Genomic DNA, 23,145 nt, shown 5'->3' on the forward strand with positions numbered 1-23,145 from the left:
TGACTATAAATAATAAGGTGTTTTTTAAGTGACTATTTTTATTGATTTGTGTCACATATATTAAATATCGATTTTGTACATTTAACTCTAATTTTTAAATCATGAAAGTGAAAAATATACTATTAAGTTTATCTGTTGTTTTGCTGGTTGTTGCTTGTGCCACAAACCCGTTTACAGGTAAAAAAACTATGGCGTTAGTGCCTAATTCCCAATTGTTTCCAACGGCATTTGCGCAGTATAGTCAGTTTTTAAACGAGAATAAAGTCGTTACAGGAACAAAAGATTCAGAAATGATTACCAGAGTCGGGCAACGTATTGCAGTTGCTGCAGAACGTTATTTGAATGCCAACGGACATCAAGGGTATTTGAAAGATTACAAATGGGAATATAACTTGGTAGAGGATGAAACGGTAAATGCTTGGTGTATGCCAGGTGGTAAAATTGTGTTTTATACCGGGATTTTACCAATTGCTAAAAACGAAGCTGGAGTAGCAGCAATTATGGGACACGAGGTGGCACACGCATTGGCAAACCACGGACAACAACGTATGAGTGCCGGTATCTTACAACAAGTAGGGGCAGTAGCTGGAAATGTTGCTATAAAAGACGATCAAACACGCGCTATATTTAATCAGGCATATGGGATAGGTTCACAAGTTGGCATTATGCTGCCTTTTAGTAGAAGTCATGAAACAGAATCTGATTTAATTGGTATTTACCTCATGGCAATTGCTGGTTATAATCCAGATGAAGCAGCAGAATTATGGAAACGCATGAAAGCGAATAGTGGCGGACAAGCACCACCGGAATTTATGAGTACACACCCATCTAACGATACTAGAATTGCGAATTTAACAAAGTGGGCGCCTAAAGCTAAAGCGGAAGCGAAAAAATACGGAGTTACATCTTTTAGAAATTAAAATGACACACTAGAACAAAATATTTGTTTATTTTAGGAGTCACGCAATTAAAGCGTGACTTTTTTTATGGATCAACTTAAAAAGGGGAGTAGTAAGTTATTGAATGCTTGGGCATTTTATGATTGGGCTAATTCTGTTTACACACTAACAATAGCATCTTCTATATTTCCACTCTTTTATTCTTCGCTATTTAATTCAAAAGAAGAATTGGTTTCTGCATTTGGGCTTATGATGAAGCAAGAGGTTTTAATTATGATAATTACGGCCTTTACATTTTTAGTAGTGGTTTTTTTATCCCCTATTTTGTCTGGTATTGCAGATTATGTTGGGAATAAGAAGAATTTTATGAAGTTTTTCTGTTATACAGGTTCTGCTGGCTGTGTTGGCTTGTATTTTTTTAATTTAGATTTTATTCATTTAAGCCTATTATTTTATTTTATGGGGTTGATTGGGTATTGGGGGAGTTTGGTATTTTATAATTCGTATTTGCCAGATATCGCGTTTGAAGACCAACAAGATAGCATAAGTGCAAAGGGGTTTTCTTTGGGTTATATTGGAAGTGTTCTTTTATTAGTTGTGAATCTGGCTATGGTTATGAGTCAAGATGATAAAGCTGGTGCTATAAAAATGATGAAATATTCATTTATAACCGTTGGGGCTTGGTGGGCTTTATTTAGTCAATATACATTCTATATTTTACCTAAAGGAGTTTCCTCTGGACATAAAGTTACGAAAGATGTAATATTTAAAGGTTTTAGAGAGTTAAAAAATGTTTGGAATGAGTTAAAGCAAAATTTGAGATTAAAAAGATATTTAAATGCCTTTTTTGTATTTAGTATGGCAGTACAAACCATAATGCTTATGGCTACTTATTTTGGTGAAAAAGAAATTGCCTGGGCTTCAGATAGCGAAAAAAGAGAAGGATTAATAGTAAGTATATTAGTTATTCAGTTAGTAGCTATTCTTGGCGCCATATTAACATCTAGAGCGTCTGCCAAATTTGGAAATATAAAAACACTTATTGTGGTTAATTTTATATGGATGTGCCTTTGTGTGTATGCTTTCTTTATGATTACTCCAATACAATTTTATATCGCTGCAGGTTTAGTTGGTTTGGTTATGGGTGGAGTGCAAGCATTAGGACGTTCTACGTATTCTAAATTTATGCCAGAAACTAAAGATACTGCTTCATATTTTAGTTTCTATGATGTAGCAGAAAAAATTGGGATTGTAATTGGTATGCTAATCTTTGCTATTGTATCTGAATATAAATCGATGCGTTATGCCATTCTTTTTCTGTTTGTATTCTTTTTGATTGGAATCATTTTATTGTTTAGAGTGCCAAGAACGCTAGAAAATGAAGATAATTAGTATGGTTTATAGCTTCTTATGTATTTTAAAAATCACTTTAACTTATATATAGGTGCTTTGTAGAAAAATATATATGATTATTGTCTGAAACCACTTTTTATTCATTTAAAGTACTATGTTTGTTTTCCTTTTTAATTCAAACATAATCAATGCGATATTTAAAGTCTTTTTACGCGGTTTTTATTTTAATATTTTTTTTAAGTTCATGTAATATTGAGCCTTATGAAGGGGAGGTTCCTAAGGAAATAGATGATTTGCCCAAAACATGTGAAGAAGCAGTAAATATTACGACAGATGCAGCTATAAGTTATGAAAGCGCCTCTTCCGCAGATGCTAATTTTGGAGCGTTATGTGGTACATATAAAACTGCTTTGAAAAACCAAATTTCGGTTTGTGGAGATCAAGGAGGCGTGTTTCAATTGCTTATTGATAATTTAGGGAATTGTGAAGGTGGCGGAGAAAATGTTGCTGAAGAACGTGCCTTCATGACAGCAAACCTAAAGGGGGAGCAGTATAATAATTTAACACCTTCAGGTTATATTTTTCATAATGATGCGGTCTCTATGGATACTTTTTTTGTAGAAGATGCCGATGTTACGTATTTGAAAATTCAGGGAGGAACAAACATTTTTATTATAGGTAATCTTACTGAAATAAATCTGTATATCCCTGAAAGTTATTGGGCCGAAGGAACTTATCATTTAAATATTCAACCTCGTGCTTTCGATTCTGATATGAAAGAGGTTGCTACACCATATGTGTCTTTAGTTTTAAGTGAGGGCAATTTGAACTATAAACAAGTGGAAGGAGGGAAAATTATTATTACAGAATTTAATTTAGATACTAGAATTATAAAAGGAACTTTTGAATTTCAATTTGAAGACGTTTCTGGTAATACTCCTGGTTCTCAATTGTTTTGGTGTAAAAATGGTACTTTCGATTACTCTCTAGATGATAAATACTTTGATTAAGTAGGTACAATTAGATAAATTCTAAAACAAAAAATCCTGTAAGTTTATTACAGGATTTTTTACATGAACTAAATTTGTATATCTAAGACTCCGTAGGCTTTTCAGCTTTTTCAATCTCAATATTTAATTCATTTGTCTCTTTGTTTAAATCGATAATAATTTTATCGCCATCAGATAAATTTGAGCCGACAATTTCTTCGGCTAGCGCATCTTCAATATATTTTTGAATAGCCCGTTTAAGGGGTCTTGCGCCATATTGCTTATCAAAACCTTTATCTGCGATATAATCTTTTGCAACTTTGGTTAATTTTAATTCGTAGCCAAGATCCTTAATTCTCTTAAATAGTTTTTCTAATTCAATATCAATAATTAAGTTGATATCTTCTTTTTCAAGCGGATTAAATACCACTACATCATCTATTCTATTTAAAAATTCTGGAGCAAACGATTTTTTAAGTGCATTTTCAATGACCTTAACTGCGTTAGCATCTTCCTGAGCTTTTTGAGACGCTGTGCCAAAACCAATTCCGGAACCAAAATCTTTCAATTTTCTAGCACCAATATTTGAGGTCATAATGATGATCGTATTTCTAAAATCAATCTTTCTACCTAAACTATCCGTTAAATGGCCGTCATCAAGCACTTGCAACAACATATTAAATACATCTGGATGCGCTTTTTCAATTTCATCTAAAAGAATTACGGCATAAGGTTTGCGACGCACTTTTTCAGTTAATTGTCCGCCTTCTTCATAACCCACATAGCCAGGAGGTGCTCCAACTAATCGAGAAATAGCGAATTTCTCCATGTACTCACTCATGTCTATTCTAATAAGCGATTCTTCGCTATCAAACAATTCACGGGATAATACCTTGGCCAATTGGGTTTTTCCAACACCGGTTTGTCCTAAGAAAATAAACGAACCGATTGGTTTGTTAGGATCTTTCAACCCTGCACGATTGCGCTGTATGGCTTTTACAACCTTTGCAACCGCTTCATCTTGTCCAATTACTTTCCCTTTAATAAGGTTTGGTAATTCTGCCAATTTATTAATTTCAGTTTGTGCAATTCTGTTTACGGGAATCCCCGTCATCATAGAAACCACATCGGCAACGTTGTCTTCTGAAACAATTTCTCGATGTTGTTTGGTATCTTCTTCCCATTTTTCCTGGGCAATTGCTAAATCTTTTTCAAGACGTTTTTCATCGTCTCTTAATTTAGCCGCCTCCTCATATTTCTGCTTTTTAACAACAGAATTTTTAGTTTCCCTAACTTGTTCCAATTGGTTTTCAAGTTCCAAAATTTGTTTTGGCACATCAATATTTGTAATATGAACGCGAGAACCGGCTTCGTCTAAAGCATCAATAGCTTTGTCTGGCAGAAATCTATCCGTCATATAGCGATTTGTTAATTTTACACAGGCTTCAATAGCTTCATCCGTAAAATCTACGTTATGGTGCTCTTCATATTTACCTTTAATATTATGGAGAATCTCAATGGTTTCTTCAACAGTTGTAGGCTGCACAATCACTTTTTGAAAACGACGTTCGAGTGCGCCATCTTTTTCAATATACTGTCTGTATTCATCAAGCGTTGTCGCACCAATACATTGAATTTCGCCACGCGCCAAAGCAGGCTTAAACATGTTTGAGGCATCTAAACTTCCAGTAGCACCACCGGCACCAACAATGGTATGGATTTCATCTATAAATAAAATAACATCGTCATTTTTTTCAAGCTCGTTCATCACGGCTTTCATGCGCTCTTCAAACTGTCCTCGGTATTTTGTGCCCGCCACCAAACTTGCCAAATCCAAGGTCACAACCCGTTTGTTAAACAAAATGCGAGACACTTTACGCTGTACAATTCTTAGTGCTAAACCTTCGGCAATGGCAGATTTGCCAACTCCGGGTTCGCCAATCAATAATGGGTTGTTTTTCTTTCTTCTACTTAAAATTTGAGAAACACGTTGTATTTCGGCTTCTCTGCCCACAACGGGGTCTAACTTCCCTTCTTCGGCAAAAACGGTTAAATCACGTCCAAAATTATCTAAAACAGGGGTTTTGGACTTCTTATTAGACTTTCCGGTTGGGGTATTGAAAATATTGTCTTTTGAAGATTCTTCGCCTAAATTACTATCATCCTGAAACGATTCAGATTTAGGTTCTATATAGTCACTTTCGTTTGTAATCATTTGTTTAAATTGTTCTTTAACATTATCGTAGTCAACTTTTAGCTTATTTAAAAGTTTGGTAGTGGGGTCGTTTTCGTTTCTAAGAATGCACAACAGCAAATGTGCGGTATTAATAGACGTACTTTGAAATAATTTTGCCTCTAAAAAAGTAGTTTTTAGGGCGCGTTCTGCTTGTCTGGTTAAGTGCAAATTCTTCTTTTCATTTGAAGCGACACTAATATTTGGGTTCGCAGGACTTAGTATTTCAACTTTTCGTCGCAAATGGTTTAAGTCAATATCTAAAGCATTTAGTATGTCAATTGCCTTGCCATTACCATCGCGTAGCAAGCCCAGCATTAAGTGCTCAGTACCAATAAAGTCGTGACCTAAGCGCAATGCTTCTTCTTTGCTATATGCAATTACATCTTTTACTCTTGGGGAGAAGTTATCATCCATAATTAAGTTCCTTTCTGCATTAAAAATACTAAAACATTTTTACTAACGGCAAAAACTGTACCTTAAAATGTAGTAATCATGCTAATTGACGAAAAAATATTCATTAAATCAAAGTTTATCCCATTAGAGTTATTAACTAAAAAAGGGGGGTAAATTGTTAATAAAAAGTACCAAAAACGGAACTGAAATCGCCTATTCTCATTGAGGGAATTCGTATATTAGCCTGTTTTGAAATTTTGATAAAAACTAAATTAAATTTATATGGCAGAAGGAGAAAAACTGATACCTATTAACATTGAGGATGAAATGAAATCTGCGTACATTGATTATTCAATGTCGGTCATTGTGTCACGTGCGCTACCAGATGTAAGAGATGGTTTAAAACCTGTTCACAGACGTGTACTTTACGGTATGCACGAGCTGGGTGTTCGGGCAAATTCAGCACATAAAAAATCTGCAAGAATTGTAGGAGAGGTTTTGGGTAAGTATCATCCACATGGGGATACTTCGGTTTACGATGCAATGGTGCGTATGGCACAAGAGTGGAGTTTGCGCTACATGTTAGTTGACGGACAAGGTAACTTTGGTTCAATTGATGGCGATAGTCCTGCTGCAATGCGTTATACAGAGGCTAGAATGCGTAAAATATCTGAGGATATGCTTGCGGATATCGATAAGGAAACCGTAGATCATAAATTAAATTTTGATGATACATTACAAGAGCCAACTGTTTTGCCAACGCGTATCCCAGGGCTTTTAGTAAATGGTGCTTCTGGTATTGCGGTAGGTATGGCGACCAATATGCCGCCACACAATTTAACTGAAGTTGTTAATGGCACTATTGCTTATATTGAAAATAACGATATAGAAATAGATGAGCTAATTACGCATGTTAAAGCACCCGATTTTCCAACTGGCGGAACTATTTACGGTTACGATGGTGTGAAGGAAGCTTTTCATACAGGTCGCGGACGGATTGTAATGCGCGCCAAAGCCAATATTGAAGAGGTAAACGGACGTGAGTGTATCATCGTAGATGAGATTCCTTACCAAGTGAATAAAGCAGATATGATAAAGAAAACTGCAGACTTGGTAAACGATAAAAAAATGGATGGTATTTCGTTGATTCGTGATGAATCTGATAGAAACGGAATGCGTATAGTTTACGTTTTAAAGCGTGATGCTATTCCAAATATCGTATTAAACAAATTATACAAATACACAGCGTTACAATCCTCATTTAGTGTGAATAACATTGCGCTGGTTAATGGCCGTCCGCAGTTGTTGAACTTAAAAGAGCTCATACATTATTTTGTTGAGCATAGGCATGAAGTTGTAGTTAGAAGAACAACTTACGAATTACGCAAAGCGGAAGAAAGAGCCCATATTTTAGAAGGTTTAATCATTGCTTCAGATCATATAGATGAAGTTATAAAAATTATCAGGGCATCATCAAATGCAGATGAAGCCAGAAACAATTTGATTGAACGTTTTAAACTTTCTGAAATTCAAGCGAAAGCCATTGTTGAGATGCGTTTGCGTCAGTTAACAGGTTTAGAGCAAGATAAATTACGTTCTGAGTATGATGAAATAATGAAAACCATCATCGATCTTAAGGATATTTTAGAGAAAAAAGATCGTAGAATGGCTATCATTAAAGAAGAATTGGAAGTTGTAAGGGATAAATATGGCGATGAGCGTCGTTCGGTTATCGAATATGCCGGTGGCGATTTGAGTATTGAAGATATGATTCCTAACGAAAAAGTAGTGATTACTATTTCTCATGCAGGTTATATTAAGCGCACTTCTTTAACTGAATATAAAACACAAAATAGAGGAGGCGTTGGTCAAAAAGCATCAACCACGAGAAACGAAGATTTCTTAGAACATTTATTTGTGGGCACAAACCACCAATACATGTTGTTCTTCACTCAAAAAGGGAAATGTTTCTGGATGCGTGTTTACGAAATTCCAGAAGGCAGTAAAACCTCAAAAGGTCGCGCCATCCAAAACTTGATCAATATTGAGCAAGATGATAAAGTGATGGCTTTCATTTGTACTCAAGATTTAAAAGATGAGGAGTACATTAATAGTCATTATGTTATCATGGCGACTAAAAAAGGTCAGGTTAAAAAGACGTCGCTTGAACAATATTCTAGACCTAGAACCAATGGTATTAATGCCATTACAATTAAGGAAGATGATGTTTTATTAGAGGCCAAGTTGACTACGGGCGAAAGTCAAGTTATGTTAGCGTTGAAGTCTGGTAAAGCCATTCGTTTTGAAGAAGCTAAAACGAGACCAATGGGGCGTGGTGCTTCCGGGGTTAGAGGGATTCGTTTACAAGATGAAAAAACCGATGAAGTTATAGGTATGATTGCCGTTGATGATATGGAAAGCAATGTACTCGTGGTTTCAGAGAATGGATATGGTAAACGTTCTAAACTAGAAGATTACAGAATTACCAATCGTGGAGGAAAAGGTGTAAAAACTATTTCTATTACAGAAAAAACTGGTAACTTAGTGTCGATTAAGAATGTAACCGATGATGATGATTTAATGATAATTAATAAATCTGGAATTGCTATTAGAATGGCGGTTAAGGATTTACGAGTTATGGGACGAGCCACCCAGGGGGTTAAGTTAATTAACCTAAAAGGAAACGATTCTATAGCTGCTGTTGCGAAAACGATGCATGATGAAGATGAAGTTGCAGAGATTGAAGGTATAGACGGTACTGAAGGCGTTGAAGGAGCTGAAAACCCGGATATTTCGGAAGATGGCACAACTCTTGATGATTCTGATAATGAAAACAACGATAACGTTTAACACAAATTTAAATTAAAATGAAAAAACAGATTATTTTAGCTTTGGCTATTTCTCTTTGTGCATTTTCTTTTGCCCAAAAGAAAGAACTGAAAGCTGTGGAAAAAGCAATTAAGAATAATAATTTTGCTGAGGCAAAAACGGCACTTGCTACTGTAGAACCAATGTTGGGCTCTCTAGATGGTAAATTAATGGACAAGTACAATTACCTTAAAGGTGTTGCTTTATATGCCAATGGAGCAGCAAATAATGCTGATATTGATAAAGCATTGGAATTTCTAGGTAAAGCTGAAGATAGCTATAAAGTAGAGGTCAACCAATTGAAAAATGATATGGTAACCAAGCTGCTGGAAAAAGGGAATAAAGCTTATGAGGCTAAAAAATACGGTCCTGCTTCAGATTATTTTGAAAAAGTTTACAGCTTAAGAAAGCAAGACACCGTGTATCTTTATTATGCGGCTGCTACTGCGGTAAATGTTCCAGATTACGATCGTGCTTTAAGTTTGTACGAAAAACTGAAGGATTTGAAATATACAGGTATTGAAGAGCAGCTTTTTGCGGTCAATACAAAAACTAATGAAAAAGAAAGTTTTCCTAGCGAAGCATTGCGTAAAGCGGCTATAAACGCAAAATCACATAAAAATCCTACTTCAGAAAAATCAGAGTCTAAAAGAGGTGAGATAGTTAAAAATGTTGCACTTATTTATATTTCAACTGGAGATAACGATAAAGCAATACAAGCCATTAAAGATGCAAGAGCTGAGGATCCAGAAGATGTTAATTTAATACTTTCTGAAGCGAATATTTATTATAAAATGGGAGATACTGCAAAGTTTCAAGAGCTTTTGAAAATTGCCACTCAAAAAGATCCTGAAAATGCTGAATTGCAATATAATTTAGGAGTGATTTCTGCAGAGTCTGACAACCCTGACAAGGCTATGGCATATTATAAAAAAGCAATTGAATTAGATCCAGAATATATCAATGCATATATTAATAGTGCTGCTCTTATTTTAGGAAAAGAAGCAAGTATTATTGAAGAAATGAATGGTTTGGGTAGTTCTAAAGCTGATGACAAACGATATGATGAATTGCGTGAGAAACGCCAAGGCCTATATAGAGAAGCCATACCATATCTAGAGAAAGCTTTAAAAATAGACCCTGATAATAATAGTGCAGCAGCTACTTTAATGAATATTTATAGCGTTCTTGGAGAAACTGATAAGTATAAAGCAATGAAAGCAAAAGTTGAAGGAGAAGGTGCTGGAAACTAATTGAAAATAAATTATAGAAAAAAAATCCAGAGTCGTGCTCTGGATTTTTTTATGCTTAAATCTTTGAATAAATTTTATATTTCAAACTGCTTTAAAGTCTTTGTGATTATTGAAATACAATCCATTAATTGTTCTTTCGTCATTACCAAAGGTGGTGCAAAACGAATAATATTTCCGTGGGTAGGTTTTGCTAAAAGACCATTGTCCCGTAAAGCTAAACAGATATTCCAAGCTGTACCACTCCTTTCATCATCATTTATAACAATAGCATTTAACAAGCCTTTACCGCGAACCAGTTTCACGATAGTACTGGTTTCGATGTATTTGTTTAATTCACTTCTAAATAATTGTCCTAAATTCTCAGAGTTTTTAGCAAGCTGTTCTTCCTGTACAACTTCCAAAGCAGCAATCGCAACTACAGCCGCCACAGGATTTCCTCCAAAAGTACTCCCATGGTTACCAGGTTTGATAACGTTCATAACATTATCATCTGCTAAAACTGCAGAAACAGGATAAACACCGCCACTAATAGCTTTACCTAAAATTAAAACATCTGGTTTTACATTCTCATGGTCAACTGCCAAAAGTTTTCCTGTGCGTGCAATACCTGTTTGAACTTCATCCGCTATAAATAAAACGTTGTAGGCTTCACAAAGGGCTTTAGCCTTGTGTAAATAGCCTTCACTTGGAACATATACACCGGCTTCCCCTTGAATTGGTTCTACTAAAAATGCTGCAATATTTGGATTGTTTTTTAAGGCGTTTTCCAACACTTCTAAATTATCATATGCAATTTTTATAAATCCTTTGGTATAAGGGCCGAAATTTTCACGTGCCACAGGATCATTTGAAAACGAGATGATTGTGGTTGTGCGTCCGTGAAAATTATTTTCACAAACCACTATTTCGGCTTCATTTTTAGCAATGCCTTTAACTTCATACCCCCATTTCCGTGCAATTTTCAATGCGGTTTCTACAGCTTCTGCACCAGTATTCATGGGTAATAATTTATCAAATCCAAAAAGCTCACAAGCAAATTTTTCATACTTGCCCAATATGTCGTTATAAAATGCTCTGGAGGTGAGTGTCAAGGTTTTTGCCTGTTCCACCATGGCATTGACGATTTTTGGATGACAATGCCCTTGGTTTACTGCTGAATATGCAGATAAAAAGTCATAATATTTTTTGCCTTCAGCATCCCACACATACACACCTTTTCCGCGACTTATTACAACGGGAAGTGGGTGATAATTATGGGCGCCATACTTGTTTTCTAACTCAATTACTTGTTGAGATGTTGATTTTTGTTCTAAAATTGCCATTTTAAAAAAAATTAAATATTAAAAATATGCAATTCCTTCTGTACCTTTATTTTTTCGAAGAATTCAAAAAAGCAGCGTGGGAGAGAAATCATCCCCGGATAGGGGTGCAATTTACTAAATATTAGTCGTTTGGAAAAATTATTCAGATAATCTGCTACTTAAAGAAGAAACCTGTAATTCCAATCGTTTTAACTCTCTCATAATCGCATTTTTATCCATTTGCATCCAAGCAAAAATTTTCAACATGCTTACTCCAATTAGAAAAACAATACTTCCAAGTCCCCATTTTAGCATGTCAAAAGTTATTTCAGCTTTAAAAAACATTATCAAGCAATAAATAAAAAGCCCAAAGAAAATTAATGTCATGAGATTCATCATATACATGATCCATTTATTTTTTCCTTTAAACAAGCCCCAAACCATTTCGAGTACGTTTTGTTCATCCAAGGTGTCATAAAATTTTGCTTCCTCTTCAGAGAGCGTTTCCTTAATTAATTTGTCGATATCTTCCATATTATTTTTCATAATTCTATTGTTTTAAAAGTTGCTTTAATTTTTCCCTTGCATGAAACAATCTCGATTTTGTTGTTCCTATAGAGATGTTTAAAATGTCGCTTATTTCTTTAAGTGAATAATCTTCGGTATAAAAAAGTCTGATTACAATTTGTTGATGTTCTGGCAATAGTTTAAACACATTTAAGAGTTTAATTTTGAAATGATTAGTATCATCTACTTCTGTTTCTACTTCAATGTTTTTTCGCTCGTATTTTATCTGTTCTTTATGCTTTTGTACTCTTTTATTTTTATTAATCCAGTCGAATGCATTATTACAGACAATCCGTAGCGCCCAACTTCCAAAGCTTTTAGGATTCTTTAAAGTATCAATTTTTTTAATGATGTCATTCCAAGAATCTTGTGCAATATCTTTGGCAACATCTGCATCCTTAACTATCCAATATGCCTTTTCACAAAATCGCTTATGCCATTTTTTGACAAGTTGGTTCAATGCCTTTTTGTTTCCAGATTGAAACTCTAGAACTAAATCGCTATCTGATGTGTCGTTTTTCACTTATTTTATTTCAGTATGTAGCGCCAAATACGCACCCAAATATTCCATGTTGTAAATACTTTATCTTCTGAAAAATTGTTTTCAATCCTATCAAATGCATTTTCAATTAAAGCATCATGCAACCATTTTATCATGAAAATCCATTGTAATGCTGCCATTCCTTCGGTGTTCATTATAATACTATGCTGTATTTCGGTGTTCTCTTTATCAATCTGCATAATTTCAAATTTATGAATCCCGTTAAACCCTTTCGGACTTAAAAATCGAAACACAATGTATTCGCCCAATTTATGATCTTCAATATAATAACGAATTATACCATGTCCTCCTTTTGAGCCAACTTTTAATCCATTATCAAACCGAATCGCTGGCCAATATGCAATTGGCCAAATTTTATCCTCCTTGGTAGATAGTGTTTTTAATAGTGCCGAAACCTTATGTTTTGGTTGTTTGACCTTGCGTTTGTGTATGTTTGTAACCTTCATATCTTACTCTAAAGACTGTGAATGATTAAAAAGGTTCATTTTTTTCTAAATTTATTTTAATTGAAAGCGAAAATCTCTTAAAGATAATTTAAATAACAAGTATTTTATTTCTGGCTATTGTTATTTTTGCAGCATGGCAAGAAGGAAAAACACAAAAAAAATAGTTTTTGAACAATTAGAAGTAGTTGACGCTGGTGCAAAGGGAAAAACAATTGCTAAAGCCCCAGATGGAAAAGTGGTTTTTCTATCGAACGCCGTACCCGGCGATGTTGTAGATGTGCAGACATTTAAAAAACGGAGAGCCTATTATGAAGGTAAGGCAACCAACTTCCATAAGCGTTCTGATAAACGTGTTGAACCTGTTTGTGACTATTTTGGAACTTGCGGTGGTTGTAAATGGCAGGACATGGGCTACGAGCATCAATTGTTCTATAAACAGAAGGAAGTTGTTAATAATTTAACACGAATAGGACATATAGAATTACCGGAAGTGACGCCGATTTTAGGGTCTAAAAACCAATATTTCTACAGAAATAAAATGGAATTTTCATTTAGTGATAGCCGTTGGTTAACGCAGGAGGAAATTCAATCTGATGAAGATTTAGGCGATAGAAACGCACTAGGTTTTCATATCCCCGGCATGTGGGACAAGATTTTAGATATTGATAAGTGCCACCTTCAGGCAGATCCTTCAAACGCCGTAAGAAATGCCGTAAAGCAGTTTGCTGTTGAAAATAATTTGGAGTTTTTCAATACCAGAAACCAAACAGGTTTTTTACGTACCATGATGATTAGAACGTCCAGTACTGGAGATATCATGATTATGATTCAGTTTTTTAAGGAAGACATTGAAAAACGTGAATTATTGCTGAATTTTATTGCCGATTCATTTCCAGAAATCACATCATTACAATACGTTATCAACGGAAAAGCAAACGATACCATTTACGATCAAGATGTGATTTGTTATAAAGGACAAGACCACATATTTGAAGATATGGAAGGTTTGAAATTCAAGATAAATGCAAAGTCGTTCTATCAAACCAATTCTGAACAAGCTTACGAACTCTATAAAATAACCAGGGATTTTGCAGGTTTAAAAGGGGACGAGTTAGTGTATGATTTATATACAGGTACAGGCACCATAGCGCAGTTTGTGGCAAAAAAAGCAAAGAAAGTTGTTGGTGTAGAATCTGTTCCTGATGCGATTATTGCAGCAAAGGAAAATGCACAATTAAATAACATTCACAACGTTGAATTCTTTGTTGGCGATATGAAGCAGGTGTTTAACGACGATTTTATTGCGGCAAACGGGCAGCCAGATGTTGTCATTACCGATCCACCAAGAGACGGCATGCACAAGGATGTTGTAGCACAATTGTTGAGTATTGCTGCCGAAAAAATAGTGTATGTAAGTTGCAATAGCGCAACACAAGCTAGAGATTTAGCATTGCTGGACGACATGTATAAAGTAACAAAAGTGCAATCTGTAGATATGTTTCCACAGACATTTCATGTGGAAAATGTGGTATTATTAGAAAAGCGTTAAACTATTTATCCGTTAAAAAGATAAAATGAAATATATAAAAATAGCAATCGTAGTTTTTGTCATCGGAGGTATTTACCTGAGTTGCGAACGCGACGATTTATGTCCGGAAACTACACAGACCACCGCAAAATTGGTCATGGGAATATTTGATGTCGCTATTCCAGATGATAGTAAAAATGTATTCGGATTAAGAATACAAGGCGTAGATAATGATGACGTTTTAGAAGGCTATAATGTAGTTACAACCAATTCTTTAATATTGCCTTTGCGAACTGATGCTAATGAAACCAAATTTAAATTACATCAAAATTATGCTATAGATGATAATGGAACTCCAAATGATCCTGATGATGATTTTGCGACAGGGAATGAAGACATCATCACAATAACTTACATTAAGGAAGACGTATTTGTATCCAGAGCATGTGGTTACAGAACAATTTTTAGTAATGTAGGTATTTCCATTGAAAACGACGGCGACAACTGGATACAATTGATACAAGCAGAAAACGACAACCAAATAGTAGAAAATGAAACAGAAGCACATTTTAAATTATTTCATTAGTATAGGGCTATTGGTTTTGGTGTGCGCTGGTTCAGTTCAGGCGCAAAACGATACTATTCCTAAAGTGGAAAACGATTCTACCGTTATCAAACTGAAATACGGATTGCGTTTTGGTATAGATGCTGGGAAATTAATTCGGTCGTTTTTAGACGATGATTATACAGGATTGGAATTGGTGGCAGATTATCGTTTGACCAAGAAACTATACATCGCTGGAGAAATTGGAAATGAAGAACGCATTCTAGTGACCGACTTTTTAAATACTACCACCAAAGGAAGTTACTTCAAAGCAGGGATAGATTATAACATGTACCAGAATTGGTTAGATATGGATAACATGGTCTATTTTGGAGCTAGAGCTGCTGCAAGCACATTTAGCCACACCATTAATGAGTATAGTGTGTATAGCACCAATCAATACTGGGCACCGCAAAATTTGGTAGCTGAAAATATTGAAAAAAATGGCTTAAATGCCATTTGGATGGAACTTATTATAGGTATGAAGGTAGAGCTATTCAATAACCTTTACATGGGGTTAAATGCCCAACTTAAAGTAAAACTAACGGAAACCGAACCAGACAACTTCGAAAATATTTACATTCCTGGGTTTAATAAAACCTATGATAGTACGCGTATTGGTGTGGGCTATGGCTATACCATAAGTTATAGAATTCCGCTTTATAAGAAAGATAAGGTGATTGCGCCTATTAAATAAACTCAGTTCTACACGTATATTTATTTTAATCTTAACCTGATTTCGAATTAGAAATAAATACCATTTCTGTAAATTAGTAATTTATGTTTTAATGTCAGGTTGAGCGCAGTCGAAACCCCAAAAAAATCGATTTCAAAGACCTTTCCACTGAGCTCAAGGAGACACCATATATTTTATTGACTTTTATCCTGAAAATTAAGTACTAACACGTATTGGTTAAGAATAACATAATCAATAACTTGCTATAACTAAATTCTTCAGTTATGGCAGCTACAACAAAATACATCAAATCAGAAACAGCAAAAGTTTACACCAACAGCAATGGCAACAAAGTACTTTTAGAAGCCCTTTGGGGCGATGGTGCAGAATTGGTTTCTAATACCCCAAAAAACGGACGCTATAAAGTCAATATCCGTTGGGCAAGAAATGTGTACATAAAAGCTGAAGATTTAGGAGATACGCCATTACTGGAACTCTATTTTATTGATGTCGGTCAGGGCGATGGTGTTTTAATTGTCACGCCAGAACGCAAACATATTCTAATAGACGGTGGTTACAAACGCTCTAAACAGCCGCACGGTAAAAGTGCTGCCGATTTTGTGGATTGGAAGTTTAAAAAGGAATATAAAATGAATACCATTGAGTTGGATGCCATGATTTCTTCACATTGTGATGCGGACCATTATGGTGGTTTATGGGATTTGTTAAACCCAGAAGAACACGAAAAAAAGGAATTGGACACGACAAAAACCAATGTTGAAACTTTTTATCACGCAGGTGTATCTTGGTGGAAAAGTGCCGAAAAATCCCGTTTTATAGGAAAAGAAGAAAATGGTGCGTTACACGATTTATTAACAGGAAAAACTTCAGTTAAAAACGGACTAAGACAAAATGCAGATTTAAAACTTCAAGGCGAATGGGCAAGTTTTTTGAAGTGTATTGCCGATTCTGATGCCAAAGTAAAACGTTTGTCCTATAACCCCAAAAAGGATTTTAAATATTTGAAAGGTTTTGAAGAAGATAAGGACACATCCATTAAAGTATTAGGGCCTATTGAAACGACCATAAACGGAAAAGCAACCTTAAAAGATTTAGGTTCGTACAGTAAAAACACCAACGGCAATTCTATTTTATTACGATTGGATTATGGGAGATGTCGGATTCTATTAACAGGCGATTTAAACAAGAAAAGTCAGCGACATATTATAGAATCTATGCAAGGAAACCTGATTGAGTTGGCTGCCGACGTTGTAAAAGCCTGCCATCATGGAAGTGACGATTGTTCCTATGAATTTTTGCAATACGTAAACGCTGCGGTTACCGTTATTTCTTCTGGTGATGATGAAACCCATGCACACCCTAGACCAAATATTGTGGCAGCTTCGGGCGCAACAGGCTTTAAAAAAATTGTGAATGACGAAATGGTAACACCATTGATTTACAGTACCGAAATTTCCAGAAGTTTACGTATGGGCGATCCCTACCAAGTAAATTCTAAAAATTATAACACCCCAAATGGCAAGATTGATGTGGTTTTAGATGATGAATCCAAAACCAATATTCGGTATAAACGGACGACTTCAGGAGCCTTAAATCCAGCAGACAAAGTTAGAACCATGAGCCGTTTAAAAGTAGTGGATGGTATTGTGTATGGTTTGGTAAATGTGAGGACAGATGGGAATAAAATTCTTTGCGCTACGCTGAATGAGGGGAAGAGTAAGTGGGAGTTTAAGACGTTTACTTCTCGGTTTTAAGTCATTGCGAACGGAGTGAAGCAATCTAGGATAAGTCTTTTTTAAGAATGAGATTACTTCAGTCATACTTCCTTCGTAATGACGTCTGGGGTTTAATTTTCTGCATTCTAATCAACATCCGTCATTGCGAACGGAGTGAAGCAATCTTTACCAACAAACAGCAAAAACCTAATCAAAATAAAACAACCAGCCATCAGATAAATCATTCCAATCTGGATTGTCCTTATTAATTAAATCTTCTTTCCGTTTTCTGTTTCCAGCTTTTAATTGTTTTTCTCTACCAATAGCATCATTAATATCTGAGAAATCTTCAAAGTAAACCAATTTATCACAATTATATTTAGCCGTAAACCCCTTAAAAGCTTTTGTTTTATGTTGGTAAACACGTTTCAATAAATTGGAAGTAACGCCAATATAAATAACAGTATTGTTCTTATTGGTCATAAAGTAAACGTGAGATTTATCCATGGGTAAATATAATAATTCAATCCGTCATTACGAACGAAGTCCAGTAATCTAGGATTAGTCTTTTTTAAGAATGAGATTACTTCAGTCATAACTTCCTTCGTAATGACGTCTGTTTTTTTAAATTTCTAAATGTTAATAACAGGCGTCATTGCGAACGAAGTGAAGCAATCTTTACCAACAAATGGTCTAAATATTCAACAGATTACTTCAGTCATACTTCCTTCGTAATGACGTCTTATTAATAACATCCGTCATTGCGAACGAGGTGAAGCAATCTTTACCAACAAATGGTCTAAATATTCAACAGATTACTTCGTCGTAACCTCCTCGTAATGACGTCTAGAGTTTGACTTTCTACATTTTAATGAATATGCGTCATTGCGAACGGAGTGAAGCAACCTCAAACAACAAATAGCCCAAAAACTCAACAGGTTACTTCGTCGTACCTCCCCGTAATGACACATATATTACTTTTAGTTAAAAAACTCTAATTTCAGCATGATGCTCCACAGGAAAATTACAAGAATTAGCAATAAAACATAAGCAATTAGCTTTGATATGCAGCGTTTTAGCAAGTTCTATTTGAGAAGCATCTTTTATAGTCACTACCGGGTTTAAAGTAACTTTTTTAAAACGACCGCTACCCGAAGATTCCACTTCTAAAATAGCTTCGGCGTTATCTTCATAGTTTAAAACTGCGATGTTATGTTGCGCACAAACGTATAAATAAGACATCATATGGCAAGATGCCAAAGCAGATAACAACAAGTCTTCTGGATTGTAAAGTGTGGCGTCGCCTTTAAACGGTTTTGCAGCCGATACTTCTAAAGGTGTTTTTTTATTGGCTATATTAACCACATGGTTTCTACTAAAACCTTTTGGGTTTTGTGTGGTTTCTTTAGTGCCTAATTGCCAGTTTACTTTGGCTTTGAAGATGTGGTTGAAGGGCATGGGTTTACTTTTTGATAAAGGTATGGAATGGGTTGAATTATTTAAAAAAATTGTTTATAAGTATGTATAAGTACTTATTGTTTATTTAGTGAGAAAATTCTAACTTTGTTGAGAATGAAATTTGAAAATACTATAGTATTTTTAAATTTATAAGATTATTAAATTAGATAAAACCAATAATTAAATTAGTATGTATATAGACTATTCATCATGGGAAACATTTGAATACACATTGAGTTCATTAAATCTTGATTTAAATAATCCAAGAATAAAATATAGAGGAGTACCTCTTAATCAAACTCAAATCATGAAGTTTCTTATAGAAAATGAAAAAGTTTATGAATTATCAAAAAAAATTTCTGAAGAAGGATATTTTGTTGGAGAAGAGCCAATAATATGCATTGAAAACAATAAGAAAATTGTCCTAGAAGGGAATAGAAGAACAGCATCATTAAAATTGTTACAAGACCCAAAAAAGTACCTTTCAAATGCTAAAGCAAACACTTTATTACAAAATATCTTAAAAAATAATTTTCCTGTTGACAAAAAGCTTAGATGTTATATTGCTCCTAATAGGCTTCTTGCAAACCCAATTATATATGAAAGGCATAATGGAGCTACGCTACAAAAATGGAAAACAGGAAATCAATATGCATTTGTAGCTGAAATGTATTACGAAGACGGTTTAGTTATAGAGGATATTTGTGATGTCCTTAATGAAAGTAGGTCTAAGATTTTAAAACCTTTAAAAGCGTATAATTTATTTCTTGAAGGACAAGAAGTTCTTGAAAAAGAGGAAGGAATTAAAATTGATATTGGAGATTTTGAGTTTACAAACCTTGAAAGGTTTTATAGTTATGAAGATGCAAGAAAATTAATAGGCATTGAATTCGATAATGAAAATGGAGAACTAATAATTAGTTTACCAAGAGAAGAATTTGAAAAAAGATTACTTGAAGTATTTAAAACTCTTATTGACTCAGAAAGGTTTTCAAGAGATTTCAATAAAGATGATGATAAAAAACTTTTTGTAGAAAATCTAAAAGAGAACCCTAATTTTAATTTTAATATTGCTAAAGAAAAATCTGTTACAGAAAGTAAATCTACAACGAAGAAAATAAATCTTGAAGACCAGAAAAAGAATACAACAACCAGAAGAAAAAAACGTTCCAAAAAAAGGTATTATCAAAATGTTATAATTTCTAGAGAAAAAGAAATCATTTTTGATAATGAAAAATTGGATACTTTATTTTTTGAATTAAAGCATCTTCCGATTGATAAAATTTACTCTTTTTCTTTACTTCTTAGAACATACCTTGAGCAATCTTTATACTTTTATTTAAAGCAAAACGAGCTACTTGCAGATTTATCATTAAAAACAAATATAGAAAACGAAAAGAATGGATTAAAGAAAGTAGAAACTTTAATCAATTATATAAATGGAAAATATCAAGTTCAAGACGAAATAGAGACTACTTCGATTATGAGTATTTTAAAGTTTAATGGTAAAAAAGATTATTCAAATGCGTCTTTGAAAATTATGCTAGATTATGTTAAAAATAACGAACTTGAAAATCATTTAGATACTAATCAACTTAAAAATTTAAAGTTTTATATAGACAATGTTAAAAATGGTTTAGATTTGGCAGTACACAATTTAGAAACTATTGTAGATTTGTCTCATAACAAACGTGCTTGGACTCACTTAGAACCTCTTTTTGAGATATTAAGTAATAATATGAAACAAGAAGAATAATTTTTACAGGTTTGAAGATAGATAAAATATCAATAAAAAAATTTAGAGGCTTTGAGAATGTAGAATTTGAAATGGGTAAACATTTAACGGTTATCTCTGGTCAAAATGGCACCCAAAAAACTACTATTTTAGGGATGTTAAGCCAACCTTTTTCTATAACTGGTAGTGATAACCCAATGATAGGAGAAAAACCTTTATCAGGAGGTTCTTATAAATCTGCATATTCTGATAAATTTAAACTATCAGAAGAGTTTGATAATGCTGGTGAGCATGAATGGACTTTATTTTTTAATAATCAAGATGAGCAACCATATACAGTTGAGAGTATCCACAGGGAGAAATCTAAAGGAACAATCCGTTTTTGGAAAAAAGGTAGTAAATCTAAAGGATCAGGATATATTCAACTCCCTGTAATATACTTAAGTTTGAAACGATTATTTCCTATATCAGAGGATAAGGGGATTAAAGAAGACAATAACATTGTTTTATCAGAAGATGAATTAAACTTCTTTAAAAAATGGCATAGCAAGATATTATTATTAACAAGAGAGAGTGACAATATTATAAGTTCAAATTTTCTTTCAAGTTCTCATAAACAAACAATTGGAGTGAATACCAATTATTATGATTGGAAAACAAACTCTGCAGGTCAAGATAATTTAAGTAAAATATTATTATCAATATTATCTTTTAAAAGATTGCAAGATAAATATAAAGATGATTATAAAGGAGGGATATTGGCTATTGATGAAATTGGAACAACATTTTATCCTGGTTCTCAAATCAAATTATTAGAAGTTCTTTCAAGATTTGCTTCAAAATTTAATATTCAAATTATTTTCACAACCCACTCACTTACAATTTTAAAAGAAGTTGCTAAACTTAAAGAAGATGCCAATCGAAAAGAAAACATAAAACTTATGTTTTTGATTAAAAAAGATGGTAAAATTCAAATAAAAAATAATGTGAATTATTCTTTTATTAAAAATCATTTTAACAAAACAATCACAGGGAATGCCGTTTTAAAGAAAATAGATACCTATACCGAAGATAAAGAAGGCGCTATATTTGCTAAATCTTTATTAGGAACAAAAAAGACTAAATATTTAAATTTTATAAATATTTCTCTTGGATGTGGAAATTTAATACAGCTTTCTTCTGCTAAAGTGCCTTCTTTTCATTTTCCTAATTCGATGATTATTTTAGACGGAGATGTTAAAACTGAAAAAAAACAGTATAATAAAGTTGTCCGATTAAAAAATATTCTATTATTACCATCTAAAAAGTCGCCCGAACAATTAATATCATCTTTCTTAAATTCTTTAAATGATAATCATTTATTATGGGAGAGTATAGATGAAACTTTTGACCATCAATATTGTTTTAAAGACTTTTCAGATGAAGAAATTCAAAAGGATAGAGTAATTGCTAAAAAGTGGTTCAATATTCATTTAAAATTGTGGGGAAGAAACGCTTATAAAGTTTTAAACTATTGGAAAAAAGACAACAAAGAATTAGTTGATGAATTTATTGGAAATTTTGAAGCATTACATGAAAATTTTATAAAAAAACAAGACAATTAAATATGTTTTATTCACCATTAAGATATCCAGGAGGAAAGAATAAATTGTCAGCTTTTATAGCTAAAATGTGTATTGATAATAATATTAATGGGCATTATGTTGAACCTTATTCGGGAGGTGCTTCTGTAGCTTTGTTTCTTTTAATTGAAGGTTTTGTAAATAGAATAACTATTAATGATAAAGACAGGTCGATATATGCTTTTTGGCATTCAGTTTTAAATAAAACAAATCAATTTTGTGCATTAATTGAAAATGCAGAGTTATCTGTTACAGAATGGAAAAATCAAAAAGAAGTTCAAAATAATAAAAAGTCTGCTGATTTATTAGAGTTAGGATTCTCAACTTTTTACCTAAATAGAACAAATCGTTCAGGTATTATCAATGCAGGAGTTATGGGGGGAATAAATCAAAACGGTAATTATCTTATGGACTGTCGATTTAATAAAAAAGATCTCATAGAAAGGATAAAAAAAATAGCTAAACACAAAAAAAACATTAGGCTTTATAAAAAAGATGCAATTAAGTTAATTGATAAAATTCAAAATGAAGCTGAAAATGAAAATGTTGTTTTTTATTTTGATCCTCCTTATTATTTAAAGGCAAGCACATTATATTTAAATCATTATGAAGATAAAAATCATAAAAAGGTAAGTGATAAAATTAAAGCTATTGAAAATATAAAATGGATAGTTTCCTATGATAATGTGCCCGAAATTCAAAAATTATATTCTGAATGTTCAAAAAAGGAATTCTCTTTTAAACATACAGCTTATGAGATTCGAGAAGGAAAGGAGATATTGTTTTTTAGTAATAATATACAACAACCAGAAATTGAAGATTGGAATCCGGTAAATTTTAAATTAAAAAAAACAAGGAGTAACAAAAATATAGTTTACAGATAGTCTTTCAAATTCTACTTCAAACACAAACCCATAAC

Annotated in this window: 19 protein-coding genes; 12 read left to right on the forward strand and 7 right to left on the reverse strand. The window is 33.5% G+C overall.

Translation table 11 applies throughout. The features are described from left to right. Positions 1-101 precede the first annotated feature (101 nt). The 3 genes from ABXQ82_RS03080 (at position 102) to ABXQ82_RS03090 (ending at position 3,262) form a co-directional block, all read left to right on the forward strand. Positions 102-920 carry a M48 family metallopeptidase gene (locus ABXQ82_RS03080; protein WP_367054670.1) on the forward strand — a complete coding sequence of 273 codons (819 nt, stop codon included), beginning with the start codon at positions 102-104 and terminating at the stop codon, positions 918-920. 66 nt (positions 921-986) lie between these two features. Continuing rightward, positions 987-2,291 (forward strand): MFS transporter, encoded by a 1,305-nt coding sequence (locus ABXQ82_RS03085; protein ID WP_367054673.1) that lies wholly within the window; start codon positions 987-989, stop codon positions 2,289-2,291. 149 nt (positions 2,292-2,440) lie between these two features. Further along, a complete protein-coding gene (locus ABXQ82_RS03090; protein WP_367054676.1) occupies positions 2,441-3,262 on the forward strand; it encodes a hypothetical protein in 822 nt (273 codons plus the stop codon). An 82-nt stretch (positions 3,263-3,344) separates the two neighbouring features. On the opposite strand, the gene ABXQ82_RS03095 is transcribed toward ABXQ82_RS03090, so the two are convergent. Next, positions 3,345-5,891 (reverse strand): ATP-dependent Clp protease ATP-binding subunit, encoded by a 2,547-nt coding sequence (locus ABXQ82_RS03095; RefSeq protein ID WP_367054679.1) that lies wholly within the window; start codon positions 5,889-5,891, stop codon positions 3,345-3,347. 261 nt (positions 5,892-6,152) lie between these two features. Here ABXQ82_RS03095 and gyrA point away from each other — a divergent pair, with 261 nt between their 5' ends. Continuing rightward, positions 6,153-8,720 carry a DNA gyrase subunit A gene (gene gyrA, locus ABXQ82_RS03100; RefSeq protein WP_367054682.1) on the forward strand — a complete coding sequence of 856 codons (2,568 nt, stop codon included), beginning with the start codon at positions 6,153-6,155 and terminating at the stop codon, positions 8,718-8,720. Positions 8,721-8,737: 17 nt separating this feature from the next. Next, the gene (locus ABXQ82_RS03105; RefSeq protein WP_367054685.1) at positions 8,738-9,991 is read left to right on the forward strand and encodes a tetratricopeptide repeat protein; all 1,254 of its coding nucleotides are present in this window, start codon (positions 8,738-8,740) and stop codon (positions 9,989-9,991) included. 74 nt (positions 9,992-10,065) lie between these two features. Here the strand turns inward: ABXQ82_RS03105 and rocD are convergent, their stop codons facing one another. From rocD to ABXQ82_RS03125, 4 genes are all read right to left on the reverse strand, one after another. Continuing rightward, on the reverse strand, positions 10,066-11,313 hold the full coding sequence (gene rocD, locus ABXQ82_RS03110) for an ornithine--oxo-acid transaminase (RefSeq protein WP_367054688.1): 1,248 nt from the start codon (positions 11,311-11,313) through the stop codon (positions 10,066-10,068). A gap of 138 nt (positions 11,314-11,451) precedes the next feature. After that, complete coding sequence (locus tag ABXQ82_RS03115) at positions 11,452-11,838, reverse strand: DUF6768 family protein (protein ID WP_367054691.1); 387 nt, start codon at positions 11,836-11,838, stop codon at positions 11,452-11,454. A gap of 4 nt (positions 11,839-11,842) precedes the next feature. After that, entirely contained in the window at positions 11,843-12,382 is a 540-nt protein-coding gene (locus ABXQ82_RS03120) for an RNA polymerase sigma factor (RefSeq protein ID WP_367054694.1), read from the reverse strand. 5 nt (positions 12,383-12,387) lie between these two features. Continuing rightward, complete coding sequence (locus tag ABXQ82_RS03125) at positions 12,388-12,867, reverse strand: hypothetical protein (protein ID WP_367054697.1); 480 nt, start codon at positions 12,865-12,867, stop codon at positions 12,388-12,390. Positions 12,868-13,000: 133 nt separating this feature from the next. Here ABXQ82_RS03125 and rlmD point away from each other — a divergent pair, with 133 nt between their 5' ends. From rlmD to ABXQ82_RS03145, 4 genes are all read left to right on the forward strand, one after another. Beyond that, entirely contained in the window at positions 13,001-14,416 is a 1,416-nt protein-coding gene (gene rlmD / locus ABXQ82_RS03130) for a 23S rRNA (uracil(1939)-C(5))-methyltransferase RlmD (RefSeq protein ID WP_367054700.1), read from the forward strand. A 25-nt stretch (positions 14,417-14,441) separates the two neighbouring features. Further along, a complete protein-coding gene (locus tag ABXQ82_RS03135) occupies positions 14,442-14,981 on the forward strand; it encodes a DUF6452 family protein (protein WP_367054703.1) in 540 nt (179 codons plus the stop codon). Further along, positions 14,947-15,696: a DUF6048 family protein gene (locus ABXQ82_RS03140; protein WP_367054706.1), complete on the forward strand. Its 750-nt coding sequence runs from the start codon at positions 14,947-14,949 to the stop codon at positions 15,694-15,696. The genes ABXQ82_RS03135 and ABXQ82_RS03140 overlap by 35 nt, the downstream gene beginning before the upstream one ends. A gap of 263 nt (positions 15,697-15,959) precedes the next feature. Then, positions 15,960-17,450: a hypothetical protein gene (locus tag ABXQ82_RS03145; protein ID WP_367054709.1), complete on the forward strand. Its 1,491-nt coding sequence runs from the start codon at positions 15,960-15,962 to the stop codon at positions 17,448-17,450. Between the two features lie 168 nt (positions 17,451-17,618). On the opposite strand, the gene ABXQ82_RS03150 is transcribed toward ABXQ82_RS03145, so the two are convergent. Both ABXQ82_RS03150 and ABXQ82_RS03155 read right to left on the reverse strand, forming a co-directional pair. Beyond that, positions 17,619-17,918: a GIY-YIG nuclease family protein gene (locus ABXQ82_RS03150; RefSeq protein WP_367054712.1), complete on the reverse strand. Its 300-nt coding sequence runs from the start codon at positions 17,916-17,918 to the stop codon at positions 17,619-17,621. A 477-nt stretch (positions 17,919-18,395) separates the two neighbouring features. Continuing rightward, positions 18,396-18,869: an OsmC family protein gene (locus tag ABXQ82_RS03155; protein WP_367054715.1), complete on the reverse strand. Its 474-nt coding sequence runs from the start codon at positions 18,867-18,869 to the stop codon at positions 18,396-18,398. A gap of 190 nt (positions 18,870-19,059) precedes the next feature. Here ABXQ82_RS03155 and ABXQ82_RS03160 point away from each other — a divergent pair, with 190 nt between their 5' ends. From ABXQ82_RS03160 to ABXQ82_RS03170, 3 genes are read left to right on the forward strand one after another with little or no spacing between them, the layout of a single operon-like run. Then, positions 19,060-20,625 (forward strand): hypothetical protein, encoded by a 1,566-nt coding sequence (locus ABXQ82_RS03160; protein WP_367054718.1) that lies wholly within the window; start codon positions 19,060-19,062, stop codon positions 20,623-20,625. A gap of 11 nt (positions 20,626-20,636) precedes the next feature. Continuing rightward, entirely contained in the window at positions 20,637-22,208 is a 1,572-nt protein-coding gene (locus ABXQ82_RS03165) for an AAA family ATPase (protein WP_367054721.1), read from the forward strand. Positions 22,209-22,210: 2 nt separating this feature from the next. Continuing rightward, the gene (locus ABXQ82_RS03170) at positions 22,211-23,110 is read left to right on the forward strand and encodes a DNA adenine methylase (RefSeq protein WP_367054724.1); all 900 of its coding nucleotides are present in this window, start codon (positions 22,211-22,213) and stop codon (positions 23,108-23,110) included. Positions 23,111-23,145: the final 35 nt, after the last annotated feature.

Source organism: Algibacter sp. 2305UL17-15 (assembly GCF_040720935.1).
GTDB lineage: Bacteria > Bacteroidota > Bacteroidia > Flavobacteriales > Flavobacteriaceae > Jejuia.